This window comes from Bacteroides sp. AF25-38AC, from assembly GCF_003602995.1.
In the GTDB taxonomy this organism is placed as follows: domain Bacteria; phylum Bacteroidota; class Bacteroidia; order Bacteroidales; family Bacteroidaceae; genus Bacteroides; species Bacteroides uniformis.
In genome coordinates this window covers 70,054-89,271 of sequence record NZ_QTMD01000022.1, presented here as the reverse complement: position 1 = coordinate 89,271, position 19,218 = coordinate 70,054, and the positions used below count along the sequence as shown (strand labels likewise).

14 protein-coding genes are annotated in these 19,218 nt (G+C 46.4%); 12 read left to right on the top strand and 2 right to left on the bottom strand.

The genetic code is table 11. The annotated features are described in order from the left end of the window. Positions 1-83 precede the first annotated feature (83 nt). The 3 genes from DWY55_RS15115 (at position 84) to DWY55_RS15105 (ending at position 4,077) form a co-directional block, all read left to right on the top strand. Complete coding sequence (locus DWY55_RS15115; RefSeq protein WP_087331999.1) at positions 84-836, top strand: DUF4925 domain-containing protein; 753 nt, start codon at positions 84-86, stop codon at positions 834-836. Between the two features lie 157 nt (positions 837-993). Further along, positions 994-2,655, top strand: a complete 1,662-nt coding sequence (locus DWY55_RS15110) for an IS1182 family transposase (protein ID WP_117878682.1) — start codon at positions 994-996, stop codon at positions 2,653-2,655. Positions 2,656-2,796: 141 nt separating this feature from the next. Then, complete coding sequence (locus DWY55_RS15105) at positions 2,797-4,077, top strand: serine dehydratase subunit alpha family protein (RefSeq protein WP_005827178.1); 1,281 nt, start codon at positions 2,797-2,799, stop codon at positions 4,075-4,077. 99 nt (positions 4,078-4,176) lie between these two features. Here the strand turns inward: DWY55_RS15105 and DWY55_RS15100 are convergent, their stop codons facing one another. After that, on the bottom strand, positions 4,177-4,749 hold the full coding sequence (locus tag DWY55_RS15100) for a peptidylprolyl isomerase (protein ID WP_117600018.1): 573 nt from the start codon (positions 4,747-4,749) through the stop codon (positions 4,177-4,179). 490 nt (positions 4,750-5,239) lie between these two features. Here DWY55_RS15100 and ilvD point away from each other — a divergent pair, with 490 nt between their 5' ends. From ilvD to ilvC, 5 genes are all read left to right on the top strand, one after another. Continuing rightward, entirely contained in the window at positions 5,240-7,042 is a 1,803-nt protein-coding gene (ilvD, locus tag DWY55_RS15095) for a dihydroxy-acid dehydratase (RefSeq protein WP_057281611.1), read from the top strand. An 84-nt stretch (positions 7,043-7,126) separates the two neighbouring features. Continuing rightward, the gene (gene ilvB, locus DWY55_RS15090; protein WP_009037958.1) at positions 7,127-8,878 is read left to right on the top strand and encodes a biosynthetic-type acetolactate synthase large subunit; all 1,752 of its coding nucleotides are present in this window, start codon (positions 7,127-7,129) and stop codon (positions 8,876-8,878) included. Positions 8,879-8,910: 32 nt separating this feature from the next. Beyond that, entirely contained in the window at positions 8,911-9,471 is a 561-nt protein-coding gene (gene ilvN, locus DWY55_RS15085) for an acetolactate synthase small subunit (protein ID WP_005833135.1), read from the top strand. Further along, positions 9,471-10,220, top strand: coding sequence for an acyl-[acyl-carrier-protein] thioesterase (locus DWY55_RS15080; protein WP_034523242.1), 750 nt, complete (start codon positions 9,471-9,473; stop codon positions 10,218-10,220). The genes ilvN and DWY55_RS15080 overlap by 1 nt, the downstream gene beginning before the upstream one ends. A 50-nt stretch (positions 10,221-10,270) precedes the next feature. Continuing rightward, positions 10,271-11,314, top strand: coding sequence for a ketol-acid reductoisomerase (gene ilvC / locus DWY55_RS15075; RefSeq protein WP_005833131.1), 1,044 nt, complete (start codon positions 10,271-10,273; stop codon positions 11,312-11,314). A gap of 61 nt (positions 11,315-11,375) precedes the next feature. Here the strand turns inward: ilvC and DWY55_RS15070 are convergent, their stop codons facing one another. Continuing rightward, positions 11,376-13,271, bottom strand: coding sequence for an AAA domain-containing protein (locus DWY55_RS15070; protein ID WP_057281725.1), 1,896 nt, complete (start codon positions 13,269-13,271; stop codon positions 11,376-11,378). Between the two features lie 132 nt (positions 13,272-13,403). On the opposite strand from DWY55_RS15070, the gene DWY55_RS15065 reads away from it, so the two are divergent. The 4 genes from DWY55_RS15065 to DWY55_RS15050 all read left to right on the top strand — a co-directional run bounded on the left by DWY55_RS15065 (position 13,404) and on the right by DWY55_RS15050 (position 19,184). Continuing rightward, positions 13,404-15,647, top strand: coding sequence for an aconitate hydratase (locus tag DWY55_RS15065; protein WP_035449120.1), 2,244 nt, complete (start codon positions 13,404-13,406; stop codon positions 15,645-15,647). A gap of 3 nt (positions 15,648-15,650) precedes the next feature. Further along, entirely contained in the window at positions 15,651-16,811 is a 1,161-nt protein-coding gene (gene icd / locus DWY55_RS15060; protein WP_117600023.1) for an NADP-dependent isocitrate dehydrogenase, read from the top strand. A gap of 12 nt (positions 16,812-16,823) precedes the next feature. Then, the gene (locus tag DWY55_RS15055) at positions 16,824-18,167 is read left to right on the top strand and encodes a citrate/2-methylcitrate synthase (protein WP_005833123.1); all 1,344 of its coding nucleotides are present in this window, start codon (positions 16,824-16,826) and stop codon (positions 18,165-18,167) included. 246 nt (positions 18,168-18,413) lie between these two features. Further along, complete coding sequence (locus tag DWY55_RS15050; protein ID WP_005827144.1) at positions 18,414-19,184, top strand: DUF1295 domain-containing protein; 771 nt, start codon at positions 18,414-18,416, stop codon at positions 19,182-19,184. Positions 19,185-19,218: the final 34 nt, after the last annotated feature.

Here is a 19,218-nt window from a genome sequence, read left to right as displayed (position 1 = left end):
ACTTTTTGTTGCTCAGGAACTTATAAATAAAGTTAAATTATAGTGTTGCGGAATTAAGGTTAACTAAATATGTTTTTTTAAGTATGAAAAAGAATTTGTTTTTTTTATTTGCGTTGATTTGCTCTATGAGTTTGTTCACTGCTTGTAGTGATGACGACGATGATAAGATTAAAGACCCGGTTATTGGTACTTGGAAAGTTCCGGCTGTTGAATTGGATGAAAATAATTCGGTGATCGGAGGTAGTGTTTTTATGACATGGGAGGCACCTGAGGACACATATCTATCATTTTTGCCGGTAAGTGCTATTCCGTCGTTAGCTATACAGATGGGGTCTGTGATATTGCCGCAGGTATTGCAGGATGTTACTTTGAGTGCTGACGGTAATATAGTGGCCACTTATTCTTCTGCAGGGATAGATCTTTCAGGTGAGAAGCCAATAACTCCGGTATGGGAGACTTCACCGGCAGATTATGCAACCTTTAAATTGCAGGGGAATGGTAAAATGTTGCTTTTCCTGAATCTGGAAAAAATAATAGCCGATGCTAATACTAAAGCTGATATAACTACTGTTATATCTCAATTGTTGGAACTTGTGAAGAATGGAATCCCTGTGAATTATGCGTTGTCTAATAATAATGAAGAAGTGAAAATCTTTATTGATAAAGAACTTATGACTACTATTGCTGCTATGGGACCGGCAATTGCAGAATTGATTCCTGATGATCCGGATGCATTAGGTAGTTTTGGTCCTATGATAAAAGCTATATTGGGAGACCTTCCGACTGCAATGTCAAAAACTACAAAGTTTGAATTGGGTTTGAATTTGAAAAAGTAATCTAATTTAGACAGGAAGATAACAACTTAAGATAGGGAATGAGGTTGTGTCAAAATGCTGACACAGCCTTTTTTTATGCGCAAAGCCCAGACTTTCTCAAGCCCGGGCTTTGTTATTACCCAAAGTTTTCGTATCTTTAGGCATAAAGTTTTTCGTTATGGCAAAGTTACATTTTCGTCCTTACATTCCCAACCAAACCGTTCTTTTTCCACAAAGAATTGATGAAAACATAGCTGCGAACGACCCGGTCCGCATCGTGAATGCTGTTATTGACAACCTCAATCTTGAGAGTTTCAAGAAGCTTTATAAGGAAACGGGCCGTTGTCCTTATCATCCTAAAATGATGCTTAAGGTGATAATCTACGCCTACATGAATAATATCTATTCTTGCCGTAAAATAGAGAAGCACCTCCTTCGTGACATTCATTATATTTGGCTTGCCGGTAATGAGCATCCGGATTTTATCACGATCAACCGTTTTCGTAACCGTGTAAAGGAGGAAATAAATAATGTATTTACCCAGTTGATTTTTGTCCTTACCGATAAAGGTTTCATCAGCCTTGATGTGGAGTATATTGACGGCACCAAGATTGAATCCAAAGCCAACAAATATACTTTTGTCTGGCGCAAGACAGTCGAACGGAACCGTACGAGACTAATGGATAAAATCCGTATTCTCTTGGAGCAGGTGGATGAAACCATTGCACAGGAGAACTCTATAAAAGACACATCCGTGGAGTTTACTTCCTGCAGGCTCTCTGACATAGTGGATGAACTTAAAGAAGCCCTGGAACGCCAGCCTGCAACAAAGGATAAGGAAGAAAAGAAAGCCCTGCGCAAAAAGAAGAAGCAGGTCAGGGAACTTGAAGGGTATCGTGACAAGCTGATAGAATATGACAATCACCTTGATACCCTTGGAGAACGTAACTCCTATTCCAAGACCGATCCTGGTGCCACATTCATGCGCATGAAAGAAGATGCCATGAAGAACGGGCAGACCAAACCCGGATATAATCTGCAAATAGGTACTGAAAACCAATTTATCACAGACTTCCGTCTGTTTCCCAACCCTACCGATACACTGACCCACATACCTTTTTTCCACTCTTTCCAGTACCGCTATAACCGTTTACCGAATATCTGCGTGGCAGACTCCGGTTACGGTTCGGAAGAAAATTACCGGTTCATGCAGGAGAATGGGATAGAAGCCTTCATCAAGTACAATTACTTCCATAAAGAACAGCGTCCCCGTTATACTCCCAACCCGTTCCATGCCGAAAGTCTCCATTACAATGCCCAAGAGGATTATTACGTTTGTCCTATGGGACGGCACATGAACCGTATAGGAACCAAACGTGACAAGACAGCGAGCGGATACATCACCGAAAGTGCCCGGTATAAAGCAAAAAGATGCGAAGGTTGCCCTTTGCGTGGCAGTTGTTTTAAAGCTCGGGGGAACCGTATTATAGAAGTCAACCACCGATTAAATCAATACAAACGGCAGGCACGGGAAAGGTTGCTCTCAGAAGAAGGTATCAAGCATAGAGGCAGGAGGTGTATAGAACCAGAAGCTGTGTTTGGACAAATGAAATACAACATGGCATACAGAAGATTCCGGCATGTGGGAGAAGACAAGGTTACAATGGACTTTGCTTTCTTTGCTATAGCCTTTAATATCAAAAAAATGTGTGCTAAACTGATAAAAGAAGGAAAGGGGCTCATTACAGTTGCCAAATATTTGTTTATGGGACTATTTATAACCCGATATAATTGGAATATAGCAACTTGCTGCCAAATGCATGAGGAAAAAGTAGCATAGCCAAAAGAAAATATAGCAGAACTTAAAATATAAAAGAGGTTGTGCCAACGTTTTGACACAACCTCATTTATTTTATTCCTTCTATTCCTTCTATTATAGAATAAAATACATTACCTTTGTCTGCATCTAAATTGAATAAATATGACAAAAACGGAAAGACAACAGATTATTGATTTGGTTAAATCCGAGGTCGTTCCTGCTATAGGTTGCACAGAACCTATAGCTGTGGCATTGTGTGTGGCAAAAGCTGCGGAAGTATTGGGCAGACATCCGGAAAAGATAACGGTTCTTTTAAGTGCCAATATCTTGAAGAACGCGATGGGCGTAGGAATTCCCGGTACAGGAATGATTGGGCTGCCTATTGCAGTAGCGCTTGGTGCCTTAATCGGTAAATCGGAATATCAACTGGAGGTATTGAAGGATTGTAATCCCGATGCCGTGGAAGAAGGAAGACGTTTTATAGATGAAAAGCGCATCCATATAGCACTGAAAGATGGCATTAAAGAGAAGCTTTATGTTGAAGTTTGTTGTGAGGTCGGGGATGAAAAGTCCACTGCTATCATTGCAGGTGGACACACTTCCTTTGTATACATGGCACGCAATGGGGAAGTGCTGTTGAACAAGCAGGCTGTTGCAAGCACAGAAAAGGAGGAAGGTGCGCTGGATTTAAGCTTGCGGAAAGTCTATGATTTTGCTTTGACGGCTCCGTTGGACGAAATTCGTTTTATCCTCGAAACGGCCCGTCTGAATAAGGCTGCCGCAGAAAGCTCTTTTGAGGGTGATTACGGACATGGCTTGGGAAAAATCCTTCGTGGTACTTACGAGCATAAGGTTATGGGGGACAGTGTTTTTTCCCATATTCTTTCTTATACTTCCGGTGCTTGCGATGCCCGTATGGCAGGAGCCATGATTCCGGTCATGAGTAATTCAGGAAGCGGTAATCAAGGTATATCCGCTACGTTGCCGGTTTTGATTTATGCCGAAGAAAACGGGAAATCAGAAGAAGAATTGATTCGTGCCTTGATGTTGAGCCATTTGACAGTAATCTATATCAAGCAGAGTTTGGGACGGTTATCCGCCTTATGCGGTTGTGTGGTTGCTGCCACTGGTTCCAGTTGCGGTATAACTTGGCTAATGGGGGGTACTTATGAGCAGGTGGCATATGCTGTACAGAACATGATTGCCAATCTTACCGGAATGATTTGTGATGGTGCCAAACCTAGTTGTGCATTGAAAGTGACTACCGGAGTTTCAACCGCAGTACTTTCAGCCATCATGGCCATGGAAAACCGTTGTGTAACTTCCGTAGAAGGTATTATTGATGAGGATGTGGATCAGAGTATCCGTAATCTGACAAAAATCGGTTCTAAAGGAATGAATGAAACGGATAAATTGGTATTGGAGATAATGACAAGTAAATAATTAAAAAAATGAAGAATTAAAAATGAAAGAATTATCATGCAGCATACTTATATTGCGTAGTTTGATTCTTTCATTTTTAATTCTTCATTTTTAATTCTTCTAGTGGCAGCATCCGCCTCCACATTCATGGTCGCCGCATCCGTCGCCACAGTCACCACAACCGCAGCTGCCGCAACCGCCACCCATCATACGGGCGACTTCGGCAAGTTCTTCGTTTGTAGCCAGGCGGCTTTCCACTACTTCTCCAGTGAAGTTCAAGTCACAACCTGCGAGCGGATGGTTCATATCCATTACGACGATATCTTCCTTCACTTCTACCACACTTCCGTTGATGCGTTGACCTTCAGAAGTCATCAAGGGGATAACGGCACCTTCTACTACACGATCGCTGTCGAATTTCCCTTCTATCATAAAGATTTCTTTGGGGAGGTCAATAACATGGTCGTCGTCATATTCACCATAAGCTTCTGATGCCGGAATGGTAAAGTCGAATTTATCGCCTATCTGCAAGTCTTTTATCTGGGCTTCAAAGGGTTCGAGTGTCATTCCCAGCCCTGAGATAAACTGAAAAGGATGCTCTACGGGTGCTTCTTCTTCGAAATCTTTTTCTCCGTTTTCGATTGAGTACAGCTTATATGCTACGGTGATGTACTTGTTTTCTACTGTTTCCATTAATTTTCTATCTTTATTTAATTAGTAAATACTGTTTTTTTGAGTATTTGAAGAGACAAAGATACGAATTATTTGTTTCGGGATGTAGAGAGCCTTTGGTAATTTTCAGATTATTAAATGGTTTCAATGATTGGCAATACATTTACATTGGCTGTCCGAATGGTTCTATTTAGAACTGTTAAGTGATAAAATAGGATTTTAGGACGATATTTTCTTACGATTATTCATATTTATCTTATTTTTTTATTCAATTTGTTTGGAGATTATAAAAAAGCCCTTACCTTTGCAGCACATTTGAAACAAAAAAGAAGAATTAAGTTATGAATTTACATACATCTATTAACCTGGCAGTCCTGCATATTATTCGCGTCGTGGTGGTGGCATCAAGAGCGTGAGAAAGGTTATGTATGTATTCGTATGTTAGAAGATAATTTATTAAGCCTTTCTCACTATAGTGGGAGAGGCTTTTTCATTAAAAGGAGATTTGAAAATGAAGCATCAGTTACGCAGCTCGTTCAGCACACAAGGTCGTCGCATGGCGGGAGCCCGTGCATTGTGGACGGCGAATGGTATGAAGAAAGAACAGATGGGTAAGCCCATTATAGCTATAGTCAATTCCTTTACACAATTCGTCCCCGGGCATGTACACCTGCACGAAATAGGCCAGTTTGTAAAGGAAGAGATTGAAAAGCGGGGATGTTTTGCTGCGGAGTTCAATACGATTGCCATTGACGACGGTATCGCTATGGGGCACGACGGAATGCTTTATTCCCTGCCTTCAAGGGATATCATTGCCGATAGTGTGGAGTATATGGTAAATGCCCATAAGGCAGATGCTATGGTTTGCATCAGTAACTGTGACAAGATTACTCCGGGGATGCTGATGGCGGCTATGAGGCTGAATATACCGACTGTGTTTGTTTCAGGCGGTCCGATGGAAGCCGGGGAATGGAACGGACAGCATTTGGATTTGATTGATGCCATGATTAAATCTGCTGATGAAAGTGTGGGCGATAAAGAGGTGGCACAGATTGAGCAACATGCCTGCCCCACTTGCGGATGCTGCTCAGGCATGTTTACCGCTAATTCCATGAATTGCTTGAATGAAGCGATTGGATTGGCACTGCCCGGTAACGGCACGATTGTAGCCACTCACGAAAATCGCAAGAAACTATTTGAGGATGCAGCCAGGTTGATTGTAGAGAATGCCTTTAGATATTATGAAGAAGGGGATGAGAGTGTACTCCCGCGCAGTATTGCTACCCGCGAGGCATTTTTGAATGCCATGACGCTGGATATTGCGATGGGCGGTTCCACTAATACGGTACTTCATTTGTTGGCTGTGGCTCACGAAGCTGGAGCGGATTTTAAGATGGACGACATTGACATGCTCTCCCGCAAGACCCCCTGCTTATGCAAGGTGGCTCCCAATACCCAAAAGTATCATGTACAAGACGTTAACCGTGCCGGTGGCATCATTGCCATCATGGATGAGCTTGCCAAGGGCGGATTGGTCGATACGAATGTCCGCCGTGTGGATGGAATGACGTTGGCAGAGGCAATCGACCGGTATAGTATTACCAGCCCTAATGTATGTAAAGAGGCAATCAAGAAATACTCCAGTGCGGCAGCCGGAAAGTTCAATCTGGTACTCGGCTCACAAAATGCGTCTTATAAGGAACTCGATACGGACCGTGCGACCGGTTGTATCCGTGATTTGGAACATGCATACAGCAAGGATGGCGGTCTGGCGGTTTTGAAAGGAAATATAGCTCAGGACGGTTGCGTTGTTAAGACTGCCGGTGTAGACGAGAGTATCTGGAAATTTACGGGGCCGGCGAAAGTTTTCGACTCACAAGATGCGGCTTGCGATGGTATTTTGGGTGGAAAGGTAGTCAGTGGAGACGTCGTCGTCATTACTCACGAAGGACCGAAAGGTGGACCGGGTATGCAGGAGATGCTTTATCCTACTTCTTATATCAAATCCCGCCATCTGGGTAAGGAGTGTGCATTGATTACTGACGGGCGTTTTAGTGGTGGTACTTCCGGACTGAGTATCGGACATGTTTCTCCCGAAGCGGCTGCCGGTGGTAATATCGGTAAGATTAAGGATGGGGATATTATCGAAATTGATATACCGAACCGTTCTATCAATGTGAAGTTGACGGATGAAGAGCTTGCAGCACGCCCTATGACTCCGGTAACCCGCAACCGTGAAGTCTCCAAAGCATTGAAAGCATATGCCAGTATGGTGAGTTCCGCTGACAAAGGGGCTGTGAGGTTGATTGATTAAAGGCCTCACCCCCGACCCCTCTCCGAAAGAGAGGGGAGGAGGGAATGATACAAATTTCCGAAGTTTTTAATAAAAAGATAAAGTATGGCTGATAATAATAAAAAGAGTAACTTTTCCTCCCTCTCCCAAGGAGAGGGTCGGGGTGAGGCTCTAATAACAGGCGCAGAAGCATTGATGCGCTCTCTGGAGCATCAGGGAGTAAAGACTATTTTCGGTTATCCGGGAGGGAGCATCATGCCGGTATTCGATGCCTTATACGACCACCGGAAGGAATTGAACCATATCCTGGTTCGCCATGAACAAGGAGCCACCCATGCGGCGCAAGGCTTTGCACGTGTGTCGGGCGAGGTTGGCGTTTGTCTGGTTACCAGTGGACCAGGTGCTACCAATACTATCACGGGCATTGCAGATGCCATGATTGACAGTACGCCTATCGTTGTCATTGCCGGCCAGGTAGGGACGAACTTCTTGGGTACGGATGCATTTCAGGAAGTGGACTTGGTAGGCATTACTCAGCCTATCACGAAATGGAGTTACCAGATTCGTCGTGCAGAAGATGTGGCCTGGGCAGTGGCACGTGCTTTCTATGTGGCAAAGAGCGGACGTCCGGGACCGGTCGTGCTGGATTTTGCTAAAAACGCCCAAGTGGAGAAAACAGAATATGCGCCTACTAAGGTGGACTATGTCCGTAGCTATCTTCCCGTTCCCGAAATGGAGCCGGAGGCCATACGGAAGGCTGCTGAATTAATAAATGGTGCGGAACGGCCTTTGGTGCTGGTAGGACAAGGCGTGGAGCTGGGAGAAGCCCAGCAAGAGCTTCGTGCTTTCATTGAGAAAGCCGGAATGCCTGCCGGATGCACTTTATTGGGACTTTCCGCATTACCTACGAACCATCCGTTGAACAAAGGAATGCTTGGTATGCACGGTAACCTGGGGCCCAATATCAATACCAATAAATGTGATGTCCTTATCGCCGTAGGCATGCGCTTTGATGACCGTGTGACGGGTAAATTGGAAACATATGCCAAGCAGGCGAAGATTATCCACTTTGATATTGACCCTGCCGAAATAGATAAGAATGTAAAGACCGATGTTGCTGTCCTGGGAGATTGCAAAGAGACACTGGCTGCCGTTACCCAATTGCTGGAACCCGCCAACCATCAGGAATGGATTGACAGTTTCCGGCAATACGAGGAAGTGGAAGAGGAAAAGGTAATCCGTCCGGAATTACATCCGGCAGGAAAAGCGCTAAGCATGGGTGAGGTGGTGCGTGCTGTGAGTGAGGCTACCCATAACGAGGCGATATTGGTGACTGATGTCGGCCAGAATCAGATGATGTCCGCCCGTTATTTCAAATACAGCAAGGAACGTAGCATTGTTACTTCCGGTGGCCTGGGTACTATGGGCTTCGGCCTTCCGGCAGCTATCGGTGCCACTTTTGGACGTCCGGACCGCACGGTATGCGTATTCATGGGAGACGGCGGCTTGCAGATGAACCTGCAGGAACTGGGTACCATCATGGAACAAAAGGCTCCGGTGAAGATGATTCTGTTGAACAATAACTTCCTGGGCAATGTTCGTCAATGGCAGGCGATGTTCTTCAATCGTCGTTATTCGTTTACTCCGATGATGAATCCGGATTATATGAAGATTGCTTCGGCATATGATATTCCTGCACGCAGGGTAATGACCCGCGAGGAGCTGGCAAAAGCGATTGACGAGATGATAGCGACTGACGGACCGTTCCTGCTCGAAGCTTGTGTGGAGGAAGAAGGAAATGTAATGCCGATGACACCTCCGGGCGGTTCGGTCAATCAGATGTTGTTGGAATGCTGAAGTCATGCGAAATTAAAGAATTTACTCTATCTATGGATAAAAAACTATATACAATCATTGTTCATTCGGAAAACTTTGCCGGTTTGCTGAATCAGGTGACGGCTGTGTTTACCCGCCGGCAGATAAACATCGAGAGTTTGAATGTATCGGCCTCCTCCATCAAGGGGGTACATAAATATACCATTACCGCTTGGACGGACAAGGATACCATTGAAAAGGTGACCAAGCAGATTACCAAGAAAATAGATGTGCTGCAAGCCCATTATTTCACGGATGATGAAATCTATCAGCACGAGATTGCCCTTTATAAAATAACGACCCCTACGCTGGAAGAAAAACCGGAGGTGTCCAAAGTAATCCGTAAGTACAATGCCCGTATTGTGGAGGTGAATGCTGTATTTGCCATTGTTGAGAAGAATGGCATGAGTGAGGAAATAACCAATCTTTATGAGGAGTTGCGCCAGTTGGATTGCGTACTTCAGTTCGTCCGTTCGGGTCGCGTAGCCATTACGACCAGCTGCTTTGAGCGTGTCAATGAATATCTAGCGGACCGTGAAGCAAAATATCGTCAAAGTAAACACCAAGAATCATGATGAGCGAGAACAATAAGATAGGTACCTACAAGTTTGTTGCCGAACCGTTTCATGTCGACTTTACCGGACGGCTGACAATGGGAGTATTGGGCAACCATTTGTTGAATTGTGCGGGTTTCCATGCCAGCGACCGCGGTTTTGGCATCGCGACTCTAAACGAGGACAATTATACTTGGGTATTGTCCCGTCTGGCTGTCGAACTGGATGAAATGCCTTATCAGTACGAAGATTTCTCCATTCAGACTTGGGTGGAGAATGTCTATCGCCTTTTTACAGACCGTAATTTCGCTATCATCGATAAGGAGGGTAAGAAGATTGGGTATGCACGTTCCGTTTGGGCGATGATTAGCATGAATACCCGTAAGCCGGCAGATTTGCTGGCTCTTCATAGTGGCAGCATTGTAGATTATGTTTGCGATGAGCCTTGCCCGATAGAAAAACCTTCGCGGATAAAGGTGGCCTCAAAGGAACCGGTTGCTGCTTTGGTAGCCAAATACAGTGATATTGACATTAACGGGCATGTGAACAGCATCCGTTACATCGAGCATATCCTTGATTTGTTCCCGATAGAGATGTATAAGGAGAAGCGCATCCGTCGTTTTGAAATGGCATATGTAGCCGAAAGCTATTATGGGGATGAGTTGACTTTGTTCATGGATGATGCCGGTGAGGGCGTTTACGATGTGGAGGTGAAAAAGAATGGCAGCGAAGTGGTCTGTCGCTCTAAAGTGATATTTACAGAGAAATAAATAAATTTATCAACGTTGGCGTAAGCCACAAATAAAAATTAAAACAAAAAATGGCACAATTGAATTTTGGCGGTGTTATTGAGAATGTAATGACCCGCGAAGAATTTCCTTTGGAAAAAGCACGTGAGATTTTGAAAGATGAAACAATTGCAGTAATCGGTTATGGCGTACAAGGCCCGGGCCAGGCTTGCAACTTGCGTGATAACGGTTTCAATGTGATTGTAGGACAACGTCCGGGTAAGACATACGAAAAGGCTGTGGCTGACGGATGGGTACCGGGTGAGACTTTGTTCGGCATCGAAGAGGCTTGTCAGAAAGGTACTATCGTCATGTGTCTGTTGTCTGACGCAGCTGTAATGTCTGTATGGCCGACTATCAAACCTTATTTGACTCCCGGAAAGGCTCTTTACTTCTCTCATGGTTTTGCTATTACCTGGAACGACCGTACCGGCGTGGTTCCTCCTAAAGATATTGATGTTATTATGGTTGCTCCCAAAGGTTCCGGTACTTCACTTCGTACCATGTTCCTCGAGGGTCGTGGCTTGAACTCATCATATGCCGTCTATCAGGATGCTACGGGTAAGGCTTTTGACAAGACGATTGCACTGGGTATCGGCATCGGTTCGGGATATTTGTTCGAGACAACTTTCATCCGTGAAGCCACTTCCGACTTGACCGGTGAACGTGGTTCCTTGATGGGTGCTATCCAGGGATTACTGTTGGCTCAGTATGAGGTATTGCGCGAAAACGGCCATACTCCTTCTGAAGCATTCAATGAAACAGTGGAAGAGTTGACTCAATCTTTGATGCCATTGTTTGCCAAGAATGGTATGGACTGGATGTATGCCAACTGTTCTACTACGGCACAGCGTGGTGCGCTGGATTGGATGACCCCGTTCCATGATGCCATCAAGCCGGTTGTACAGAAATTGTATGCAAGTGTGAAGTCGGGTAACGAAGCTCAGATTTCTATCGACAGTAACTCCAAACCCGATTATCGTGAGAAGCTGAATGCAGAATTGAAAGCCTTGCGTGAAAGCGAAATGTGGCAGACAGCTGTTACGGTTCGTAAACTTCGTCCGGAAAACAATTAATCAGCTTTATATAAATAGGTGAAATACCCTCTTCGGTGTTACCGGAGGGGGTATTTCTTTATTATTGATTCCCTATATTTTGAATAAACTCCAATAGCTTCCGGTAAAAACCGTGATGTTTCAGCGTCTCTGCCTCTCCCAATATTACCAGCTTCATACGTGCCCGGGTGATGGCTACATTCATTCTCCTTAAATCATTCAGGAATCCTATCTGCCCTTCTTCGTTGGCGCGGACAAGGCTGATGAAGATAACATCGCGCTCTTGCCCTTGGAAGCCATCCACCGTATTTACAGTGAACAAGCTGCGATAAGGCTTGAGTGAAGCGTCTGCCTTTATCTTGTTGCGGAGATATTGCACTTGTGCCTTGTAAGGGGAGATGATGCCGAAGTCTATTTTTTCTTCCAGAATGCGGTTGCCACTGATACGGTTGATGTAGATTTTCAGTTCTGATAGGAGCAGGTCCGCTTCCGCCTTATTAATGCGCCCGAAAGTCTCTCCCACAAATTCTTCTTTGAAATCCATTTCGGAGGTGTCAATCCAGTGGATGGGGGTATCCCAGTCCAGGATGCCCCGGTAACGCACTTCGGAAGCGGCTTCCAACTCGCCATTATAAAACCATTGGGAAGGAAATTTCATGATTTCCTCGTGCATGCGGTATTGTACTTTCAGCAAAGAGACAACGGCAGGTTTGTTGGACACCACTTTCTCCATCAATGTTCGTTCCAGACCTCCACGGGCGGCTTCGTAGCATTTTATGGTGGGCGGAAGTTGGCAGTGGTCACCCGCCAATACCACGCGGTCTGCTTTTCGGATAGCTATCCAGCAGGCAGCCTCTAAGGCCTGGGCTGCTTCATCAATGAAAAGGGTGCCGAAACGGCGTCCGTTCAGCAGCCGGTGATTGCTGCTTACCAGCGTGGAGGCTATGACATGTGCCCCATCAAAAAGCTCTGAATTGATTTGTATTTCCAATGCGGTGGCGCGGTCGCGCAGGCGGCTCATACGGCTGCGTACTCCTTCGCGTTCGTCATAGCTGCCACGGCGGGCACGGCTGCCCAGTTCACGGAGATTTTTCCGGATGCTCCACAGCTCCGGATAAAGCGGATGGTTCTCGAAACGACGCTCGTAGGTAAAGGAAAGCATCTTGTCGTTGACACGGGTCGGATTGCCGATACGCAGGACATTGACGCCACGGTCCACAAGTTTTTCCGAAATCCAGTCGACGGCAGTATTGCTTTGGGCACATACCAGTACCTGCGGTTCCCGATGCAGGGTTTCGTAGATGGCTTCCACTAAGGTGGTCGTTTTTCCGGTTCCTGGAGGACCATGTACAATGGCCACGTCGCGAGCACACAGCACTTTGTTTACAGCTGTTTCCTGCGTGGAGTTCAGCCAGGGAAACCGTACGGGATAGAGCTCTCGGAAACCGGCTTTCGAGGTTCCCAGCAATATGTCCCGCAATTCGGCCAGGCGGTTGCCTTTGGAGCGTAACGTATCTTCCAAGGCTTCGAACATGGTCCGATAGGATGTTTCGTCGAAATAAAGTTGCACGCCGAGGTTGTCCGTTTCCTGCACTTCCATCACGGCACCGGCTCCGGGCATTATCGCTACCATCCGTGTCTCGTCGGCATAGCTTACGGTAGCGGTGAAGTTCATATAGGTTATTTTTCCATCGGCAGACTGGCGGAAAAAACATACGGGACGGCCGAACTCAAAATTATGTTCTATATCGGTATTTTCTGTGTGTGTAATTTCTATTACTAATTGATTCAGTGAATTATAGTAACTTCGTCCCGGAGTGGCAGGATACCAGCAAAGTCCCCGTTTCACTTTCCGGGCAACCCCCATGTTTTCGGTTTGGCGTTTGAATTCCTCTTTTTCGTATTCGTATTCCATGCGCAGCAAAAGTTGCTGCTGTTGGAGGTGAATAATAGGACTATTTGAATCTTGTTCCTTCATGGTTGCAAAGGTAATCATTCTTCGCTTCCGACGGAAAAAATGCTTTATTTTGTTAAACTATTCAGCCTTTTTATTTGTTTATGATATTAATTTGTAATCTTTACAATAATGAAAAACTAAAAAATAGTGGTTATGGTATATGATTTAACGATGCTCAAAACGTTTTATGCCGCTTATTCGGAGAAGATAGAACGCGTACGGAACGTACTGCGGCGTCCGATGACTTTAGCAGAGAAAATTTTGTATGCTCATTTGTATGATGGGGATAAAGTGAAGAACTACAGACGGGGAGAAGACTATGTGAATTTCCGTCCCGACCGTGTGGCCATGCAGGATGCAACGGCTCAAATGGCCTTATTGCAATTTATGAATGCAGGCCGTGAGCAGGTTGCCGTGCCTTCCACTGTGCACTGTGACCATTTGATTCAAGCATATAAAGGTGCAAAAGAAGATATCGTGACTGCTACGAAGACCAACGAGGAGGTCTATAATTTTCTCCGTGATGTTTCCTCCCGCTATGGCATAGGTTTTTGGCAGCCGGGAGCAGGCATTATTCACCAGGTGGTATTGGAGAACTACGCATTTCCGGGTGGGATGATGGTAGGCACGGACTCTCATACGCCCAATGCCGGAGGTTTGGGCATGGTGGCCATTGGTGTGGGTGGTGCCGATGCGGTGGATGTGATGACCGGCATGGAATGGGAACTGAAAATGCCGCGTCTGATAGGCGTACACTTGAAGGGTAAATTGAGTGGCTGGGTAGCTCCCAAAGACGTTATTCTGAAGTTGGCGGGTATTCTTACTGTAAAAGGGGGAACCAATGCCATCATTGAATATTTTGGACCGGGAACCGCTTCGTTGTCTGCCACTGGAAAGGCTACCATCTGCAATATGGGGGCAGAGGTGGGGGCGACTACCTCCCTTTTCCCTTACGATGAGCGCATGGGTACCTACTTGAAAGCTACCGGACGTGAAGAAGTGGCAAAAATGGCTGTTTCCGTAGCTGCCGACCTTCGCGCCGACGACGAAGTGCTGGCAAATCCGGAAAAATATTACGACCGCATCATTGAAATAGACCTCTCGCTGTTGGAACCGTATATCAATGGGCCCTTTACGCCGGATGCAGCAACACCGATATCGAAATTTGCCGAGGTAGTGATAACCAATAACTATCCCCGCCGGATGGAAGTCGGTCTGATAGGGTCGTGCACCAATTCGTCCTATCAGGATTTGAGCCGTGCGGCCTCCCTTGCCCGGCAGGTAAAGGAAAAGAATTTGAAGGTTGCTTCCCCGCTGATTGTCAATCCCGGCTCGGAGCAGATACGTGCTACTGCTGAACGCGACGGCATGATTGCCGCTTTCGAAGATATTGGCGCAACGATAATGGCGAATGCCTGCGGACCTTGTATTGGCCAGTGGAAGCGCCATACTGATGACCCCGAACGCAAAAATTCCATCGTCACCTCTTTTAACCGTAATTTTGCCAAACGTGCCGACGGCAATCCCAATACTTTTGCTTATGTGGCTTCTCCCGAAATTACCATGGCGCTGACCATTGCAGGCGACCTCTGTTTCGACCCCTTGCGGGATACGCTGGTCAATGCCAAAGGAGAGGTTGTGAAACTGTCCGAACCAGTCGGTGAGGAATTGCCGGCACACGGATTCATCGGAGGACAAAAAGGATATATTGCTCCAAACAAGGGACAGACGGAAATTACGGTCAATCCTCATTCACAGCGCTTGCAACTGCTGACTCCCTTCCCTGCCTGGGATGGCATGGACTTGCTGAATATGCCTTTATTGATTAAAGTGCAAGGGAAATGTACCACCGACCACATCTCTATGGCGGGGCCATGGCTCCGTTTCCGGGGACATTTGGAGAATATTTCGGACAATATGCTGATGGGGGCTGTCAATGCTTTCAATGGAGAGACGAACAAGGTTTGGAACCGCTCCACCAATACCTATGGAACAGTGTCAGGCACTGCGAAGCTGTATAAATCAGAAGGCATCCCTTCCATTGTCGTTGCCGAAGAGAATTATGGTGAAGGTTCCAGCCGTGAGCATGCTGCCATGGAACCACGCTTCCTGAATGTACGCGCCATTTTGGCGAAAAGCTTTGCCCGTATCCATGAGACGAATTTAAAGAAACAAGGCATGTTGGCGCTGACCTTTACGGATAAGGCCGATTATGACAAGATTCGGGAACGCGACCTGATTTCTGTCATGGGGTTGAAAGATTTTGCTTCGGGACGTACGTTGAAGGTGGTTCTTCATCACGAGGACGGGAGTAAAGAAAGTTTTGAAGTACAACATACGTATAACGAACAGCAGATAGCCTGGTTCCGGGCCGGTTCTGCACTTAATGCAAGATAGAATATGGAAAAAATTACTGTACCTTTTATTACCGGCGATGGAGTGGGAGCAGAAGTGACCCCATCCATGCAGGCTGTCGTGAATGCCGCTGTCAAGAAATCCTATGGTGACCGGCGTGGCATTGAATGGAAAGAAGTGCTGGCAGGAGAACGTGCTTTCCACGAAACCGGCTCCTGGTTGCCGGACGAAACCATGGAAGCCTTCCGCACCTATAAGGTGGGCATCAAAGGTCCTTTGACAACTCCCGTCGGTGGAGGTATCCGTTCCTTGAACGTAGCCTTGCGTCAGACGCTCGATTTGTATGTCTGCCAACGTCCGGTACGTTGGTATAAGGGCATTGTTTCTCCACTCAAAGAGCCACAGAAGGTGGATATGTGCGTATTCCGTGAGAATACCGAGGATATTTATGCAGGCATCGAATGGGAAGCCGGAACTCCGGAGGCTGAAAAGTTCTATCGTTTTCTCCGTGATGACATGGGGGTGACAAAAGTCCGTTTTCCCGAAACCTCCTCGTTTGGCGTGAAGCCCGTTTCAAGAGAAGGAACAGAGCGCTTGGTGCGTGCCGCCTGCCAATACGCCCTTGAGCATCATCTGCCTTCCGTGACGTTGGTACACAAAGGAAACATCATGAAATTTACGGAAGGCGGCTTCAAGAAGTGGGGGTACGAACTGGCAGAACGTGAGTTTGGTAAAGAACTTGCAGAAGGGCGTCTGGTCATCAAGGACTGCATTGCCGATGCATTCTTGCAGAACACGTTGCTTATCCCCGAAGAATATTCCGTGATTGCCACGTTGAATCTGAACGGCGATTATGTGTCCGACCAACTGGCTGCCATGGTAGGCGGCATCGGCATTGCACCGGGTGCGAATATCAACTATAAAACAGGGCATGCCATTTTTGAGGCTACTCACGGGACGGCTCCGAACATTGCCGGGAAAGACATTGTGAATCCCTGTTCCATCATCCTTTCCGCTGTGATGATGCTTGAATATCTGGGTTGGAAGGAAGCAGCCTCTCTTATAGAGAACGCCTTGGAGCAAAGTTTCACAGAAGCCCGTGCTACTGCCGACTTGGCCCGTTTTATGCCGGGTGGCGTCTCGCTGTCCACTTCGGCTTTCACCCGGGAGATTGTAAGGAGAATAGAAAATGGGAATAACGAATAAAACGAAACGATTATGAAGAAGGAGTATCTGATTTACAAGCTTTCCGAAGATTTGAAGGAAGCTACCCGGATTGAGAATGAACTGTTCAGGAAGTTTGATGTGAAGCGCGGTTTGCGTAATGAGGACGGCACGGGAGTCTTGGTGGGGTTGACCAAAATAGGCAATGTGGTTGGCTATGAACGCATCCCCGGTGGAGGGCTGAAGCCTATTCCCGGCAAATTGTTCTACCGCGGTTATGATGTGGATGACTTGGCACACGCCATCATCAAAGAGAAGCGTTTCGGTTTTGAGGAAATTGCCTACTTGCTGCTTTCCGGCCGCCTGCCCGACAAGGAAGAACTCTCTTCTTTCCGTGAACTCATCAACGATAACATGCCGCTGGAGCAGAAGACCAAGATGAATATCATTGAACTTGAAGGAAACAACATTATGAACATCCTGGCGCGCAGCGTGCTCGAGATGTATCGTTTTGACCCGGATGCCGATGACACTTCCCGCGATAATCTGATGCGGCAGAGCATTGAGCTTATTTCGAAATTCCCAACCATCATTGCGTATGCCTATAACATGCTTCGCCATGCCACCCATGGCCGTTCACTGCATATCCGCCATCCGCAGGAAAACCTTTCCATTGCCGAGAATTTCCTCTATATGCTGAAGAAGGACTACACGGAGCTGGATGCCCGCACGCTCGACCTGCTGCTGGTTCTTCAGGCCGAGCACGGTGGTGGTAACAACTCCACTTTTACCGTACGTGTCACTTCTTCTACCGGGACGGATACTTACTCTTCGATAGCGGCAGGTATCGGTTCCTTGAAAGGGCCGCTTCATGGAGGTGCCAATATCCAGGTTGCCGATATGTTCCACCATCTGCAGGAAAACATTCAGGACTGGACGAATGTGGATGAGATTGATACTTACTTCACCCGCATGCTCAACAAGGAAGCCTATAACAAGACCGGCTTGATATATGGTATCGGACATGCCGTCTATACCATTTCCGACCCGCGCGCCATTCTGCTGAAAGAGCTTGCCCGCGACCTTGCCCGCGAAAAAGGGAAAGAACGCGAGTTCGCTTTCCTTGAACTGCTCGAGGAGCGCGCCATTGATGTGTTTGGCCGTGTGAAGAATAATGGCAAGACGGTTTCGAGTAATGTGGATTTCTATTCGGGCTTTGTCTACGAGATGATTGGACTGCCGCAGGAAATCTTCACGCCTTTGTTTGCTATGGCACGTATTGTCGGTTGGTGTGCACATCGCAATGAAGAATTGAACTTTGAAGGTAAGCGTATTATCCGTCCTGCCTATAAGAATGTTTTGGATGAGGTGACTTATGTGCCCATTAAGAAACGGTAAGGATTAGACTTGTATCTTTTAAATCGTTCCATCACGGAGAAAAAATCGTTCCACCATGGTGGAACGATTTTTTCTCCATGGTGGAATGAAATTTACTCCATGATGGAACGATTAGATTTTCGTATCTCTACTGCTTAATCTTCTCAGTAAAAAACACTGGTTTTTGTATGAAAAAACAATTATCCGGGGAAAACGATTTGTTTGTTGTGAGTTTTCTTTATCTTTGCTTCGCATAAATAAAGAACTATGAATCAGGAAACTTTTCAGATATTTCTGTGGGTAATGAGTGCTGTGGCATTGGTTGTCTTTATTGCGCTCTATTTTGTCAAAGCGGGTTATGGCATGTTCCGTACTGCCTCGTGGGGAATCTCCATCAATAATAAACTGGCGTGGGTGCTTATGGAAGCGCCGGTATTCATCGTCATGTTTGGGTTGTGGGGGAAGAGTGGAGCGGGATTTGCCGTGCCGGTATATTTCTTCTTCCTGCTGTTTCAGTTGCACTATCTTCAGCGGGCCTTTATTTTTCCGTTCCTGCTGAAAGGTAAAAGCCGGATGCCGGTAGCTATTATGGCGATGGGTATCGTCTTCAACCTTTTGAACGGGATGATGCAGGCGGGCGGTTTGTTCTATTTCGCTCCCGAAGGCTTGTATGCCGATGGCTGGGCCTATTTGCTGAAACCTCATGCCTTGTTGGGAATCATTCTGTTTTTTGCGGGTATGTTCGTCAATTTGCATTCTGACTATGTGATACGTCATCTGCGCAGGCCGGGTGATACGAAGCATTATCTTCCCGGAAAAGGGCTTTACCGATACGTCACTTCTGCCAATTACTTCGGTGAGCTGGTGGAATGGACGGGGTTTGCCATACTCACAGCCTCTCCCGCTGCCTGGGTGTTCGTCTGGTGGACGTTTGCCAACCTTGTTCCCCGTGCCGATGCCATTCACCGCCGTTATCGGGAGGAGTTTGGTGATGAGGCGGTAGGAAAGCGCAAACGCATCATTCCATTTCTTTATTAATGGAAAATGGAGAGTTGAAAATGGAAAATGAATA